The sequence below is a fragment of the Sporolactobacillus putidus genome, from assembly GCF_014647035.1.
GTDB lineage: Bacteria > Bacillota > Bacilli > Bacillales > Sporolactobacillaceae > Sporolactobacillus > Sporolactobacillus putidus.
In genome coordinates, this window is sequence record NZ_BMOK01000003.1 from 42,882 (window position 1) to 58,168 (window position 15,287).

Below are 15,287 nucleotides of genomic sequence, written 5' to 3' on the forward strand. Positions count from 1 at the left end.
GATAAAATAGTTTTAGAAAACTTGGCTTAACCAAGCTTTTGGCGCGGGCGTTGCCTTAGCTTGCAGGGACCTGGACGGCCTAATGCCGAGCAGGCCGCGGTGCTTGTGTTCGGCTGCTTATACGATAATCCTTAAAAATTTTCTACTTATAGTAGAAAAAAGAAGGGCGTGCAGGTGTAATGGATGGATTAACAGAAAAAAAAATAGAATCAACGGAAATTTTTAAAGGAAGGGTCGTTCATCTTCTGGTTGACAAAGTCGGCCTTCCGAACGGCAATGACGCGACGAGAGAAGTTGTCAGGCATCCCGGCGCCGTGGCAATTATAGCGGTCACTGAAGATGAGAAAATGCTGCTCGTCAGACAGTATCGCTATCCTCTTGACAAAATTATCTATGAAATTCCGGCGGGCAAACTCGAACCGGGAGAAAATCCTGACGATTCGGCTATGCGTGAACTGGAAGAAGAAACAGGACATCAGTGCGAGCAGTTGGAACGGATCGCTTCATTCTATTCTTCACCCGGGTTTTCCGATGAACTGCTGAACATCTATTTTACCAATACGTTGACAAATGGAAGGCAGCATCTTGACGACGACGAGTTTCTTGAAGTCTATGCGGTTGACCTGGGCGAAGCCGTTCAAATGGTTCGCGATCATCGCATTGCCGATGCGAAAACGGTCTATGCCGTCCAATACATGCAGCTTAAGGCCATGCAAAAATAATAGGTTTGCTAAAGAACCGGCTGGATAAAATCTCTTCCTCCCCGGGCATAGCTTTCTCGGAGAATCATAGAATAGATTATCGTTTCTATTTGAGAGAATCCGGGCGGGAGGTTCTGAAATGATCGGGCAGAGGATTAAAAAGATTGTTTTTGAGCACGTCAAAGAATACTTATCGCTTTACACATTCGTGACCGGACTGTTTCTGATGGGCATTATATTCGGGGCGATTGTCGTGAATAGTCTCTCCTATGGATCGAAGAGCGATCTGCTCCATTATCTTCAGCAGTTCTTTGGGGAACTGTCACGGGGACAAATTGCAGATCCGGGCCTTTTGTTCAAGGAGAGCCTGCTTAACGGCCTGCAGTATCTTGGGCTGATCTTTCTATTAGGGCTTTCGATAATAGGGCTTCCGATTATTTTCCTGCTTGTTTTTGTCAAGGGTATGGTTCTAGGATTTACGGTTGGTTTCCTTGTCAGCCAGCTGGGTCTGCACGGTTTTCTTGCTTCAATGGTGAGTGTCTTTCCACAGAACCTGCTGATCATGCCCAACTATTTGTTCCTTGCGGTCATTTCTGTGGCATTTTCCCTGAAGATTATCCGTCAGCTGCTGGTGAAAAAGCGCAATGACCCGATTCTCCCCCAGTTTGTCGGCTACGGAATAACTTTTGCGGGTTCGGTTGTCGTTCTGGCCGCGGCATCCAGTTATGAAGCGTATATTTCACCAGCACTTATACGCCTTTTTATTCCGTAATGAATTTGAGAGATTAAATATGAGAATGGGTTAAACAAATGATAATGTGAATTTACTCCACGGCGGTTTACCGATTCATTTTCCTTTCTCAAAATAAAATGATTTCAATTTAAAAATTAGTTTATTTAAAATTGACACCCGATTTGATAAGGATTATAATTCTTCTGTGATCATGCCGGGAGGGATTTGTATGGAAGGTCGGATCAATCGAATCAAGAAACAGCTTCATGCACAAAAGTATAAGCTGACACCTCAGCGTGAAGCAACAGTGAGAGTTTTGCTTGAAAATGAACAAGATCATCTCAGTGCTGAAGATGTTTACCTCCTCGTGAAAGAAAAGGCACCTGAAATCGGTCTGGCCACCGTGTACCGGACACTTGAACTATTAACCGAACTGAAAGTTGTTGACAAGATAAATTTTGGAGACGGTGTCTCACGCTACGATCTGCGGCAGGAGGGCGCCAACCATTTTCATCATCATCTGGTTTGCATCGAATGCGGCGCAGTGGACGAGATACAGGAAGATCTCCTTGGCGATGTGGAAAAACTCGTGGAGCGCCGGTGGCACTTTAAAGTAAAGGATCATCGCCTGACTTTTCACGGCATCTGTCATCGGTGTCTGGAGAAACGTGAGGCTGAGAACAGGCAGGATCATGAAAATGAGCTGGAACATGAAGTGGAAAAAGTATAACAGCGATCGGCGAAAATATAAATCGAGCCGAGTAGCGTATCGAACGAGGCAGTCTGAACAAAAAGAGCAGGCTGTTTTTTCATTTGTTCTGCCTCGATCTTTTCTAATTTAATCAGAACAGATACAATTGTAGCATGCAGGCAATGACCGCAATCCGAGCCAAAACCCGTTATTGAAAAATGCAGTCTCCGCCGGTATGTTTTCAGGCACTTAAGGCATATCCATATAAGTGAATCCTCTTAAGTAGGATAAGCCGTGCTGATGAGGTGAACGGAAGGTGAGAGAGTATCTGCAAATGACTCTGCGGATCTGGAAAATGCTGACGCTTTTCATAGTGCTGACGGCTGCTTTTTATTTCGGACTCGCCTGGGTGGACAGGCAGCAGGCAAATTTTCATCGCTATGATGAACCGGGCGGTGGTGCGGTTAGAGTCAGCCTCCAGCAGCCGGCGGCGGGCCGCGGAAATTTTGAGAACAGGACTTGGGATTTTTGGGCACGGATCTTTGAATTTTTGCGAGACGGAGAATGAGGGACATGCAGGAGAAGCTGAACGAGTTTCTGGACGGGCTAAAACATGAACGCGGGCTTTCAGTGAATACGCTGGTAGCCTACCGCAGGGATCTTGCACAATATATAAATTTTCTGAATGACGAAGCCGGGTGTCATTTATGGTCGCAGGTCACGGAAGTTGACGTGATGAAGTATCTTTACTGGCTGAAGGACAAAGGCAGCGCTCCGGCGACACTGGCCCGAAAAGCAGCTGCGGTTCGCGGTTTTCACCGTTTTCTGTTGAGAAATCACCAGACGGATCGTGATCCGTCATACGCCATGGAAGTACCCAAGGTCGAGCAGAAGCTTCCCCAAATCCTTTCAGTGAGTGCGGTTGAAACACTGCTTGGCGCTCCGGATGAAGAGACCGAATCGGGGTGCAGGGATCGCGCGATGCTGGAATTGTTATACGCGACCGGCATGCGGGTAAGCGAACTCGTCCTGCTGGACCTCGATGATCTGAATCTGTCTATGGGTTTTGTCCGCTGCAGCACGGGCAAAGGAAGCGAACGCGTCATTCCTCTCGGCAGGCAGGCGCGTCAGACCATGAAAACCTACATAACAGAAGTACGGAAAAGAGTGAATGGTTTTCAGGATGAACAAGCGCTCTTTCTTAATCGTCAGGGACGCCGGATAACGAGACAGGGCTTCTGGAAACTTCTCAAACAGTATGCAAGGCAAACGGGAATCGGAGAATCACTGTCTCCGGAAACGCTGCGGCATTCACTGGAAGCACATATGCTTGAAAACGGAGCGGATCCCGAATCAGTGGAAGAGTTGATGGGCCGCATGGACAAACTGGCTTCTCAAAGGTACCCGCGTCCGGCGAAACAACGGCTGAAGGACGTTTATGCGCGCTTCCATCCCCGTGCCTGACAGCTTTTTGACCAAAAAAAGAAAACAAATGGAGTGGAAAGATGAAGATGAACCAGGTTGAAGACGTTATTGAAGTCGTACGGGCAATGACCCGGCAAAATCCTAAGATCGGACTGATTCTCGGATCGGGGCTGGGCGATATCGCTGAGGATATGACGCATGCTGACCGAATTCCCTATCAAACGCTGCCCCACTTTCCGGAACCGACCGTTAAAGGGCATAAAGGGCAGTTTGTGATCGGTCAATTGGAAGGACAAAATGTTATGGCGATGCAGGGACGTTATCATCACTATGAAGGTTATTCCCTTAGGCAGGTCTCCTTTCCAGTGCGCGTCATGAAGGCTCTGGGAGTCGAGAACCTGATTGTAACTAATGCTGCCGGCGGAATCAACACGGATTTTCATCCCGGGGATCTCATGCTGATTCGCGATCATATCAATATGCTTGGCGGAAGCCCGCTGATCGGACCCAATAATGAAAATGAGGGACCTCGTTTCCCCGACATGTCCGCACCCTATAATCCCGCTTTGATCGATTTGGGAAAAAGGGCAGCCTCTTCACTTGGCATCGGCATTCAGGAGGGTGTTTATCTTGCGACCCATGGCCCCCAGTATGAAACACCGGCGGAAATTCGGATGATGCGTACCCTTGGTGCGGACGCAGTCGGCATGTCGACCGTGCCGGAAGTCATTGCAGCCAACCACGCGGGCCTGAAAGTCCTCGGTATTTCGTGTATCACGAACATGGCAAGCGGTATCCTGAACAAGCCGCTTTCTCATGCCGAAGTCATCGATACGGCGAATCGCGTGAAAGAAGATTTCACAAGACTGGTGAAAAAAATTGTGCGGCATATTGGTTCCTGAGAAAACAGTTTTAACGATCTGAAAAGCTGTTTATCTCTCCACTGTTTTTTTCTTTTCTGAATCACCCCTTGTTATTTTGCGGAAAAGCAGCCGGACCCTCGGTCTGCAAAGATTCAAAGATGGTACGGGGAGAGCCTGTTTATTAACGCGATAATAGGCCGTTGAGTGATGGTATTCACATAGTGAATAGATCATAATGGTGCAACGGTTACCAATAAAAAAGAAGTATACGTCCTGCCTTGGCAGGATCTTTTTTTTTCTATTCTTTGTCCGTATAAAAGATCCGATTGTGGAAAAAATAGTGAAGATAATAGCGAGGAGGTAGATTCATGAAGGCATTTTCAGCATGTTTGATTTGCGCGGTGCTGCTTTTCACCGCGCTTGTTCCGGCAGCAGCAGCTTCTGTGCAGACCGCCGGAACACCGGCTGAGAAGGTTCAACAGGTGAAGTCGGCCATTGTCATCGAAGAGGAAACGGGAAAAGTGCTCTATCAGATGAACGCAGACAAGGAACTGCCGCCTGCAAGCATGACGAAAATAATGACGCTTTTATTGATTTTTAAGGCGCTGAGTCGGCATCAGATTTCATTGAATGAGAAGGTAACGGTCAGCGAGCATGCTGCGTCCATGGGAGGGTCGCAGGTTTTTCTTGAACCTGGGGAAACAATGACCGTTGACGAGATGCTCAAAGCGATCGCTATTGCGTCAGGAAACGATGCATCGGTGGCGATGGCCGAGTATATCAGCGGATCTGAAAAAGCGTTTGTACAGAAGATGAATCAGGAAGCGAAATCGTTGGGATTAACGCACACGACATTCCAGAATCCGACGGGACTCCCGGTGCGGGATCATTATACGAGCGCACATGATATGGCCATCATGGCCCGCGAGCTTGCCCGGTATGATCAGGTTTTTCACTATACCTCCAAATATGAGGACTACCTTCGTCAGAACACAGATAAGAAGTTTTGGCTGGTCAACACAAATAAACTGATCAAAACGTATCCGGGTGCGGACGGATTGAAAACAGGTTTTACGAATGAGGCGCAATACTGTCTCACTGCGACGGCTAAGCGAAACGGCATGAGAGTGATTGCTGTTATCATGGGCGCGCCTTCCCCAAAAGAAAGGAATAAGGAAATAGCAGGGCTGATGGACGAAGCGTTTGCCAATTATACGACTAAGCAGATACTTGGAAAAAATATAGCAGTTGCTTCAGCCAAAGTGAATAAAGGTGATCATGGCCAGGTTCCTATTGTCACCGGAAATTCTGCCGTTCTGCTCTTAAAGAAGGGGGAGAGCGCGAACGGGCTTCAGAAAAAAGTCGACATATCGCGTCCGCTTCAGGCGCCTATCAAGGCGGGAACAGTTGTTGGCTACTACACAATCAGTAAACACAATCAGGTCATCTCCAAAACGCCTTTGATTGTAAAGGAAAACATTAAAAGAGCGTCCTGGTGGCAGCTTTTTAAGCGAAGCGCCGGATCAATTTTGGTGCATTGAGTGAAAACGCGAGATTTGCTGATTGAGCACTAGTTCTGTCAGCGGGAAGGAACATTAAGAACGGGTAGAGAAAAGAACAACTAGTAAAATTGTTTCATAGCAGCTGAATGAGTTGCAGCTAAGAAATAAGGTTTGACAGGGAGAGGAGAGAGTCATATTGAGTTTACAAATTGATTTGGAAGTCAAAAACGGTGTGCTCTGTATCCGGCTCGCAGGGGAACTTGACCATCATACGGCAGATGAACTTCGGGAAAGGGTCAACGCGGTAATGGAGGAAGAAGTGGTTCATCATATCTTGCTGAATCTTGGAAGTCTGACATTTATGGACAGTTCAGGCCTCGGGGTGATTCTCGGCCGTTATAAGAAGATTGTCGGTCTTGGCGGCGAGATGGTCGTCTGCTCGATTTCGCCGGACGTTCGCCGGCTGTTTGAGTTGAGCGGAATGTTTAAAATCATCCGTCTTGAAATGGATGAAGAATATGCTCTGCATACCCTGGGGGTGGCATGAATGAAAAACGAGATGTCGCTTTCTTTTTCAGCAGTCAGTGAAAATGAATCCTTTGCCCGTGTGACGGTGGCAGCTTTCGTGGCCCAGCTTGATCCGACTTTGGACGAGCTGACGGAAATCAAGACGGTTGTATCGGAAGCGGTCACAAACTGCATTATTCATGGCTATGAAAACAGCGGAAAAGGTCTGGTGAAAATTACTGCTCAGCTTGAAGACGGGACCGTCAGATTAAGCGTTCATGACGACGGGGTCGGGATAAAGGATGTTGAGCAGGCCAAGCAGCCGCTCTTTACAACGAAGCCGGAACTGGAAAGGTCAGGAATGGGATTTACGATTATGGAAAATTTCATGGATCATGTGGCGGTGGAAACAGAGGAAGGAAAGGGAACGACCCTTATCATGACGAAGGAAATTATCCATAATAAAGCGGTTTGCAAGTAGGGAGACATGCTTATGGAGCTTGATCGGAAAATTGGAGCGAAGGAGCCGTTGCTGGACGACGGAGAAGTTAAGACACTGATTAAGCGCAGCCAGTCGGGAGATCATGAGGCACGCGATCAGCTTGTGAAGAGGAATATGAGACTCGTCTGGTCGGTCGTTCAGCGGTTTATCAACCGGGGTTACGAACCGGATGACCTGTTTCAGATCGGCTGTATCGGGCTGCTGAAGTCGGTCGACAAATTCGATCTATCTTTTGATGTCAAGTTCTCGACTTATGCGGTACCGATGATCATCGGCGAAATTCAGCGTTTCATAAGAGATGACGGTGTGGTTAAGGTCAGTCGTTCGCTGAAGGAAACCGGGATCAAAGTCAGAAAAAAACGTGACGAATTATCGAAGAAGCTTGGCCGGAATCCGACGATCGGTGAGCTGTCCGATGCGCTCGATCTATCTCCTGAAGACATTGTGCTTTCTCAGGAAGCGATCCGGGCGCCTTCATCCATTCATGAAACAGTCTTCGAAAATGACGGTGATCCGATTACTATTCTAGATCAGATTTCAGATGCAGAAAGCGGAAAGTGGTTTGATAAGATGGTGATCCGGGAAGCGGTGGAACATCTTGATGAACGGGAAAAGCTGATCGTATATCTCCGTTATTATAAAGATCAGACACAGACAGAGGTCGCTGCGCGTCTCGGAATTTCCCAGGTTCAGGTTTCCCGGCTTGAAAAAAAAATACTTGAGGAAATCAAAAGTCAGATGGCTGAATAGCCATTCATCTTTTCAAAAGTTATCCGGCCTCAAAAAGGGGCCGGATTTTTTAGCTTTTTTTGAACGGTGATTCAAAATCACTTAAAAAAATTCTTGGTTGATTAATTTAGATGGCCTGCATATTTTTCAGCATCTGTCAGATACTAAATCTCAGCAGTTCCAGAAAGGAGCTTGATGAGTCTATGCTAAATGATCCGAAAAATTACAGCGAGAATATTAAACCCTTTCAACCAAAAATTCCATATTTCATGAATTGCCTGAAGGCCTTTCTTGTCGGCGGGTTTATTTGTCTCGCGGGCCAATGTTTCCAAACTTTGTATATCTCTTTATTTCATTTTACAAAACAAACGGCCGGCGATCCGACCGCTGCCACGCTCATTCTCATTTCTTCGTTGATGACCGGATTCGGCTTCTACGATAAACTTGCCCGCTTTGGCGGGGCGGGCTCGATCGTGCCGGTCACTGGATTTGCCAATTCAATAACCAGTGCGGCCTTAGAACACAAAAATGAAGGTGTCGTTCTCGGAATTGCAACCAATCTCTTTTCACTTGCCGGTGCCGTGATTGTCTTCGGGGTTGTTTCTGCGGCCGTACTGGGCATGATACGTCTCTTTATTGAGCAGATTTTTTAAAGAGGAGGGAATGCCGGTGAGCAAGGTAAGAAAACAGACATGGCGATTTGATCATCCGATTTATCTAGCCGCTACCGGAACGGCGGTCGGGCCGTTAGAGGCGCGCGGCCCGCTTTCCGGAAATTTTGATAAGGCCTATAACTCGCTGAATTGCGGAGAGAAAGATTGGATTGAAGCAGAACGGGCTCTGATGCGCCGGGCGATCTCATATTGTCTCGCCAAAGCGGGAAAGCAAGAAGGAGACATGGATCTTTTTCTTGCGGGGGATCTCACGGATCAGACGGTTACATCCAATTTTATCGCCAAGGAGAACCGTGTTCCGTTTATCGGTATGTTTGGTGCCTGTTCAACGTCCATGGAGACACTGGCTGCCGGGGCGCAGCTGGTTGACAGCGGATATGCGGATAATGTTCTGTGCGCGGTCAGCAGCCATAACGCCACGGCGGAGCGCCAGTTCCGTAATCCAACAGAATACGGCGGACCTCTGAATCTGACCCAAACCTTTACGGTGACCGGAGCCGGAGCGGCCATCGTGACGAAGGAACGGGGTAAGGTCAGGGTATGCGAGGCAACGATCGGGAGAGTGATTGATTGGGGAATCGGGGATCCGAACAACTTGGGTTCTGCGATGGCCCCAGCAGCCGCTGACACCATCTGGACCCATTTTCAAGATACGGGCCGGGTGCCTGATGACTACGACCTGATCGTGACAGGGGATCTCTCAAGCGTTGGCACCCCTATTCTGAAAGAATTGCTGATCGAGAAAGGGCTTGACATCTCCAACGTTCATCAGGATTGCGGGCTCATGATCTATAGTTCGGACCAGCCGGTCGGTGCGGGAGGAAGCGGATGCGCCTGTTCCGCGGTAGTTACGTACGGCTATCTGTACAAAAGGCTGGCGGAAGGTTCATTGAAAAGGGTTTTGGTCGTGGCAACCGGCGCGCTCCTGAATAAAGCGACACCAAAACAGAAAGACACAATCCCGTGCATTGCCCACGGTGTCGTTCTAGAGACAGCGAAGGAGGGAGATCAATGATTTTTCTCTACGCTTTTCTCGTCGGCGGGGCAATATGCGTGGTCGGACAATTGCTTATGGATCTTTTCAAACTTTCACCTGTACATGTCGTTGTTTCATTTGTCGTTCTTGGCGCTCTGCTTGACGCGTTCGGTCTCTACGATAAACTGATCGCGTTTGCCGGCGCAGGTGCGACGATTCCCATTACCAGTTTCGGCCACTCTCTCCTTCATGGTGCGATGTCAGAGGGGCATGAGCATGGTTATCTCGGGGTTGCGATCGGCATTTTTAAGCTGACCTCCTCCGGCATTACCTCGGCCATTCTGTTCGGCTTTCTTGTCGCACTCTTCTTCAAGCCTAAAGGGTAATCAGAAAGTAACTAGAAGGAAGGCGGAGGCTATGCAAAAGCAAGAGGAAAAAACACCGATCAGTGCCGATATCAGAGAAAATTCCGAAAAAATGCGGCAAATTCTTGATTTTGGTCCGGCCAATTTTGATATGGGGGAACGCAGCATCCGGCTGCTTGGACAGGAAAGCAAGATTTACTATACAAACAGCCTGATGGACACAAGCATACTGGTAGTTATGATGCGCGAGTTCATGCGTTTTTCAAACGATAATGAACACACTTCCGATGTTTTCCAGGAAATTAAACAGCATCTTGTTCATGAACAGGTCGAGGAGATCACCACGCTTAATGATGTGGTTGATAAAATGCTTACCGGCCGGATCGTTTTGTTGGTGGACGGTGAAACAACCGGATTTTCGATCGACCTTCGCCACTATCCCGGGCGTCAGCCTCAGGAACCTGAAGTCGAAAAAGTTGTGCGCGGATCAAAAGACGGATTTACGGAAAACATTATTGAAAATTCCGGCTTGATCCGTCGTCGCATTCGTGATCCTCACTTCCGCAGTGAACTGGTTCAGGTCGGTGAACGATCGAAAACCGATGTAAGTCTGTGCTACATAAAGGATTTAGCCAATCCAGAATTGATTAAAACGTTAAAAAAAGAGCTTAAGTCTATCAAAATTGACGGGATACCTATGGCGGACAACGCAGTTGAAGAATTTGTCCTTAAACAGGGCTGGAATCCATTCCCGCTTGCACGCTATACCGGGCGTCCGGATGTAGCTGCTGCACACATTTTAGAAGGACATGTCGTCATGATCACAGACACTTCCCCCAGTGCCATGATTTTGCCCACAACATTCTTCCATCATATACAACATGCTGAGGAATACCGTCAGGTAACGATATCGGGCGCGTATGAGCGGTGGGCACGTTTTATTGCTATATTCGCTTCTATTTTCTTGGTCCCTCTCTGGCTTTTACTTGTACAGGATCATCTTCTGCCATCTCAGCTGAGTTTTATCGGACCGGACAAAAAAAATTTCCACATTCCGCTGCTCATTCAAATTCTTATTGCGGAGGTAGGTATCGAAACGTTGCGGATGGCCGCGATACATGTACCGACTCCTCTTTCGACGGCTCTTGGCCTAATAGCGGCTGTCCTGATCGGGCAGATTGCCATTGAAGTGGGTGTCTTCGTACCGGAAGTCATTCTTTACACTTCCGTTTCAGCAGTCGGCGGATTTGCAACACCGAGCTATGACCTCCAGCTGGCCAATAAGATTGTCAGAGTCGTGCTGATTTTGACGGTTGCCTTTTTTCATGTGCCCGGATTCATGATTGTGACCACTTTGACAATCATCTATCTTTCACATGTCAAAAACCTGAATACACCCTATTTATGGCCGTTTATTCCCTTTAATCCGACCGGTCTCTACAATATCCTGATCCGCCGAGCGATGCCGACATCCGTGCTTCGTCCAAGTATTGTCCGTCCGCTGGATAAGTACCGTCAACCTGTTAAAAGCAAGTCGAATTAAAACTTGTCTTTGTTCCCTGATCATGATACACTTACACTAAATTTCACACGATCTCATCCTTTGAACAGATAAGAGGAGCAAGGCGAATGAGTACGGAATGGGAGCCCAGGGAGCAGCGATCATTCCGGAAAGGTCAACTTGCCGAAGCGCCTGTTTTCCTAAAAGCAGGCTGCTGGGCTGCCGCCAAACAGGCTGCAGACTGTCACTGCGGATAAAATAATGAAGCGGTGGAGCACTTTTCGAGCGAACGGATACGACACGGCCTGTATACTTCGCTATGCAGGTCTATTTGTTTGGTGCGAAAGCCTCTGATCAAAAAGAGCGATGGAACGGGATATAGCGGAAGTGCGTCGGCATGGATGGAAGGGGAGATTTTTTTGTACGGGACACAAACGATCGGAAAAGACGGTCATCTTTATATTGGCGGAATAGATACCGTCCGGCTTGCCGAAGAGTTCGGGACGCCGCTTTATGTTTATGATACAGCTCTGATGAAACAAAAAATCAGGTCATTTAAGGAGGCCTTCTCCAAGCACACCGCTTTGAGCTGGCAGATTGCTTATGCAAGCAAAGCCTTTTCGACTCTTGCGATGATCCAGCTTGCGGGTGATTTCGGCCTTTCATTGGATGTTGTGTCCGGCGGTGAACTTTATACCGCTCTGAAAGCGGGATTTCCGGCAGAACGTATTCACTTTCACGGCAATAACAAGTCTAAGGATGAACTGGCAATGGCTCTGGATGCGAAAATAGGTGCAGTCATTGTTGATAACTTTTCAGAATTGAATGTACTTGATCAGATGTGTGCCGAAAGAGGGCAGAATATGGAGATTCTACTGAGGATCACGCCCGGAGTTGAGGCACATACCCACGAATTTATTATGACCGGGCATGATGATACAAAGTTCGGGTTCAATCTGGATAATGGAATGGCCGAGAGAGCAGTCCTTTTGGCCTTGAGGTCTGAACATCTCGCACTGAAGGGCCTTCACTGCCATATTGGTTCGCAAATTTTCGAGACAGAGGGTTTTGTCAGGGCAATCCGAGCGATCTTCAGCCATATGAATGTGTGGACGCGCAAAATGAATTTCCACATGAAGGTGCTGAACGTCGGTGGAGGTTTCGGAATCAAGTATACCGGCAGCGATCATCCGCTTCCGATCGGCCGGTTCATTGATGCTATCGTTGATACGATTGAGGATGAATGTGCACGGCATTCTCTGAGCGTTCCGGAAGTATGGATCGAACCCGGCCGGTCCATCGTTGGCGAAGCGGGAACAACACTGTATACCTTGGGTTCGTCAAAAGATATTCCAGGTATCCGAAAATATATAGCCGTTGACGGGGGAATGGCCGATAATATTCGTCCCGCCCTGTATCAGGCGAACTATGAAGCTATTTGTGCGAACCGTGCCAATGAACCGGCAGATCAGAGTGTGACGATTGCCGGAAAATGCTGTGAAACGGGTGATGTTCTGATTAAGGATGCGCTTGTTCCTGAATCCTTCAAAAGCGGGGATCTTCTGGCTGTTCTCTGTACAGGGGCTTACGGCTACTCCATGGCCAGCCACTATAACAGGCTTCCGAATCCGGCGGTCGTTTTTGTGGAAGACGGGGAAGCATCTATTGTCGTGCGCAGGGAGACCTATGAAGATCTGATTCGGCATGATGTGCCGCTGAAGACATTCTCATCACGTGAATGATTCAGTCTGCGTATTGCGCAATTTCGGCTCTCCGTATTTATATGGATGCACTTTTCACAGCTTTTGGTTATAATATAGAGCGTGATATCTTTTTAAAGTAAAGGTTCACGTGTGGAAAATTCATTATCTCGTGGTAATGAGGGGTCAAAAATGCTGATTCGTTACAAAAAGAGTTATGAAAAGATAGCTATGGGTTTGCTGTCTTTTGTCCCGTCGGAGAAAGAGATAAAGGTGCTTCTGCAGACAATAAGGAAGTATGAAGAAGATGAAAAATGGCAGCTATTTTTATGGAAAAACGGGGATGACATCATCGGCGTGGTCGGCATTCATTTTAAAAACGATCATGAAGCGGAGATTGAGCATATCAGTGTCAACCCGTCGTACCGTGCGCAGGGCGTCGGTAGGGCCATTATTCTTGCACTTGGCACGGCGCTTGGCGAAGACGTGCGAGTTGTACCGTCAGCGGCAATAAAATCTTATTTTGAAAATTGTTTTCGCGAAGAAGAAAAAGAAACCAAAGATTGACTGGTTTCTTTTTTCATTTGATAATCTGGAAAATGAATGATTCAGCGAACGTGTTTTGTTGTGCATTCTATCGGTGTTTTTAAAAATAGCGATGCCGAAGTTTTTTTGCAAGTTTCGTCAGTTAAGTGAAGGATGCGTCACTGCTGAGACGGTCTGAACGGCGAAGATCGGCTGTGATTGATTGCGCAGCGGATTCACGGAATAGATGCACTGTGCTATGATATTGGCATCAAGAATGGAATCAGAGGGATGAAGTTTGGAATACACAGTGAAAATTGATGCTTTCGAGGGTCCTCTTGATTTGCTTCTGCATTTAATCAAGAAACTGGAGATCGATATTTATGATATTCCGGTTGCGGAGATCACCGATCAGTATCTGGATTTTATTCATCAGATGCAAAGGCTCGAACTGGATATTGCTAGTGAGTATCTGGTGATGGCCGCGACACTCATTGCGATGAAAAGCCGAATGCTGCTTCCCAAACCTGAATTGCCTGATGAAGATGCGGACGAATCCTATGAGGATCCGGAAGAAACTCGCGAGGCACTGATGCAGCAGCTGATTGACTACCGGCGTTATAAAGAGGCGGCAGAAGAATTGAGGACAAATGAAACGGAGCGGATGCAGCTCTTTTCGAAACTTCCGAGTGATCTGAGCCGTTACGCCAGTAATGATACAACACCGATCCCCGTATCCGGACGGGCAACGATTCACGATATGCTGAAGGCATTTCAAAGGATGATGATCAGAAAAAGACTGGAAGCACCCCTTGATACGAAAATTGCCCGGCAGGTCCTGCCAATCGGACGTCAAATGAATGAAATGATCGGCACTCTGAGGCGCGCCGGCCGTCCTGTCAGTTTTGATTCCTTTTTCCAGTATCGGGATCGGACAAGCGTCGTTGTTACCTTTCTTGCTCTATTGGAGCTGATGAAAAAAAATGTGATTTATTGTATCCAGAAAACAAATTTTGCCGATATTATGATCGGGCTTGGGGAAGGAGCTGATGAGTTTGAAGCAGGCACAGATGCGTTCAATTATTGAAGGTCTTCTCTACCTGACCGGTGAGGAAGGTCTTATGGTTGATCAGATCAAAGGGGTCATTCCGGATTGTTCCGAACATGAAATCAGAAACATGGTTGAGAAAATGAAGAAGGATAATCTGGATAATGAGTCTTCCGGCCTGATGATTGTTGACCTTCCTGGCGGCTACCGGCTGACAACAAAGCCTTTTATGGCGGCATATGCCGAAAAATTCACGGCCATTCCAAAAACAGCACCGCTTTCTCAGGCTGCACTGGAGACCGTTGCGATTATCGCTTATAAGCAGCCCATTTCCCGGATCGCCATTGAGGAGGTACGGGGTGTCAAGTCGGAGAGGGCCATCCAAACGCTAATGACAAAGGGTTTAATTAAGGAGGTAGGGCGTGCAGAGGGGACAGGACGAGCAATTCTTTACGGAATTACATCCGTTTTTCTGGATTATTTCGGACTGCACACACTCGATGAACTGCCGCCGCTGCTGGACGCGGCAATCCATCCGAACGAGCAGCTTGACGCTTTTGACCTTTTTTACGATAAATATAAAGAGACAGTGAAAGATTTATAATGCTCCGTACTTTGAAAGAATGTGAGAAGGTTCTGTTCCTCATTGACTCGATCTTTTCAGCGGCCTTGTACAGATAATAGGTCTGCATCCCCGATTCCGTTCAAGTTTTCCGGCCTCTGCTCCGCTTTTCCTCCTTTTCCGCATCATCTGTTTCAGGCCTGCTCTTTCTAAAACAAACAAAAAAAGATTAACTCATAATCTACCTGTCCAGGCATAAGCTTGTATTAACATCAGGACAGGG

General features: G+C 47.5%; 18 protein-coding genes and 1 riboswitch. All 18 genes read left to right on the top strand.

Features of this window, described 5'->3' with window-relative positions; all coding sequences use genetic code 11:
• The first annotated feature begins 179 nt into the window (after positions 1-179).
• A complete protein-coding gene (locus IEX81_RS04315; protein WP_188801846.1) occupies positions 180-722 on the top strand; it encodes an NUDIX domain-containing protein in 543 nt (180 codons plus the stop codon).
• A 118-nt stretch (positions 723-840) separates the two neighbouring features.
• On the top strand, positions 841-1,473 hold the full coding sequence (spoIIM, locus tag IEX81_RS04320) for a stage II sporulation protein M (protein WP_188801847.1): 633 nt from the start codon (positions 841-843) through the stop codon (positions 1,471-1,473).
• A 190-nt stretch (positions 1,474-1,663) separates the two neighbouring features.
• Complete coding sequence (gene fur, locus IEX81_RS04325; protein ID WP_188801848.1) at positions 1,664-2,164, top strand: ferric iron uptake transcriptional regulator; 501 nt, start codon at positions 1,664-1,666, stop codon at positions 2,162-2,164.
• A 277-nt stretch (positions 2,165-2,441) separates the two neighbouring features.
• Positions 2,442-2,693 carry a DUF4227 family protein gene (locus IEX81_RS04330; protein WP_188801849.1) on the top strand — a complete coding sequence of 84 codons (252 nt, stop codon included), beginning with the start codon at positions 2,442-2,444 and terminating at the stop codon, positions 2,691-2,693.
• 5 nt (positions 2,694-2,698) lie between these two features.
• Positions 2,699-3,589 (top strand): tyrosine recombinase, encoded by an 891-nt coding sequence (locus IEX81_RS04335; RefSeq protein ID WP_188801850.1) that lies wholly within the window; start codon positions 2,699-2,701, stop codon positions 3,587-3,589.
• Positions 3,590-3,630: 41 nt separating this feature from the next.
• A complete protein-coding gene (locus IEX81_RS04340) occupies positions 3,631-4,452 on the top strand; it encodes a purine-nucleoside phosphorylase (protein WP_229727468.1) in 822 nt (273 codons plus the stop codon).
• A 329-nt stretch (positions 4,453-4,781) separates the two neighbouring features.
• Positions 4,782-5,954 (top strand): D-alanyl-D-alanine carboxypeptidase family protein, encoded by a 1,173-nt coding sequence (locus tag IEX81_RS04345; protein WP_188801851.1) that lies wholly within the window; start codon positions 4,782-4,784, stop codon positions 5,952-5,954.
• A gap of 157 nt (positions 5,955-6,111) precedes the next feature.
• Positions 6,112-6,462 (top strand): anti-sigma F factor antagonist, encoded by a 351-nt coding sequence (gene spoIIAA / locus IEX81_RS04350; protein WP_188801852.1) that lies wholly within the window; start codon positions 6,112-6,114, stop codon positions 6,460-6,462.
• Positions 6,463-6,903, top strand: a complete 441-nt coding sequence (spoIIAB, locus tag IEX81_RS04355; RefSeq protein ID WP_188801853.1) for an anti-sigma F factor — start codon at positions 6,463-6,465, stop codon at positions 6,901-6,903.
• A gap of 12 nt (positions 6,904-6,915) precedes the next feature.
• Positions 6,916-7,674: an RNA polymerase sporulation sigma factor SigF gene (gene sigF / locus IEX81_RS04360; protein WP_188801854.1), complete on the top strand. Its 759-nt coding sequence runs from the start codon at positions 6,916-6,918 to the stop codon at positions 7,672-7,674.
• Positions 7,675-7,856: 182 nt separating this feature from the next.
• A complete protein-coding gene (spoVAC, locus tag IEX81_RS04365; RefSeq protein ID WP_188801855.1) occupies positions 7,857-8,306 on the top strand; it encodes a stage V sporulation protein AC in 450 nt (149 codons plus the stop codon).
• Between the two features lie 16 nt (positions 8,307-8,322).
• Positions 8,323-9,342, top strand: a complete 1,020-nt coding sequence (spoVAD, locus tag IEX81_RS04370; RefSeq protein ID WP_188801856.1) for a stage V sporulation protein AD — start codon at positions 8,323-8,325, stop codon at positions 9,340-9,342.
• Positions 9,339-9,689, top strand: coding sequence for a stage V sporulation protein AE (gene spoVAE / locus IEX81_RS04375; RefSeq protein ID WP_188801857.1), 351 nt, complete (start codon positions 9,339-9,341; stop codon positions 9,687-9,689). The genes spoVAD and spoVAE overlap by 4 nt, the downstream gene beginning before the upstream one ends.
• Before the next feature lie 31 nt (positions 9,690-9,720).
• Entirely contained in the window at positions 9,721-11,211 is a 1,491-nt protein-coding gene (locus IEX81_RS04380) for a spore germination protein (RefSeq protein WP_188801858.1), read from the top strand.
• 62 nt (positions 11,212-11,273) lie between these two features.
• Positions 11,274-11,457: riboswitch (Lysine riboswitch) on the top strand.
• Between the two features lie 125 nt (positions 11,458-11,582).
• Positions 11,583-12,911 (top strand): diaminopimelate decarboxylase, encoded by a 1,329-nt coding sequence (lysA, locus tag IEX81_RS04385; RefSeq protein WP_188802088.1) that lies wholly within the window; start codon positions 11,583-11,585, stop codon positions 12,909-12,911.
• Between the two features lie 150 nt (positions 12,912-13,061).
• Positions 13,062-13,436, top strand: coding sequence for a GNAT family N-acetyltransferase (locus IEX81_RS04390; protein ID WP_188801859.1), 375 nt, complete (start codon positions 13,062-13,064; stop codon positions 13,434-13,436).
• A 256-nt stretch (positions 13,437-13,692) separates the two neighbouring features.
• Positions 13,693-14,481: a segregation/condensation protein A gene (locus tag IEX81_RS04395; RefSeq protein WP_188801860.1), complete on the top strand. Its 789-nt coding sequence runs from the start codon at positions 13,693-13,695 to the stop codon at positions 14,479-14,481.
• Positions 14,444-15,046, top strand: coding sequence for an SMC-Scp complex subunit ScpB (scpB, locus tag IEX81_RS04400; RefSeq protein WP_308424061.1), 603 nt, complete (start codon positions 14,444-14,446; stop codon positions 15,044-15,046). Before IEX81_RS04395 ends, scpB begins: the two co-directional genes overlap by 38 nt.
• Positions 15,047-15,287: the final 241 nt, after the last annotated feature.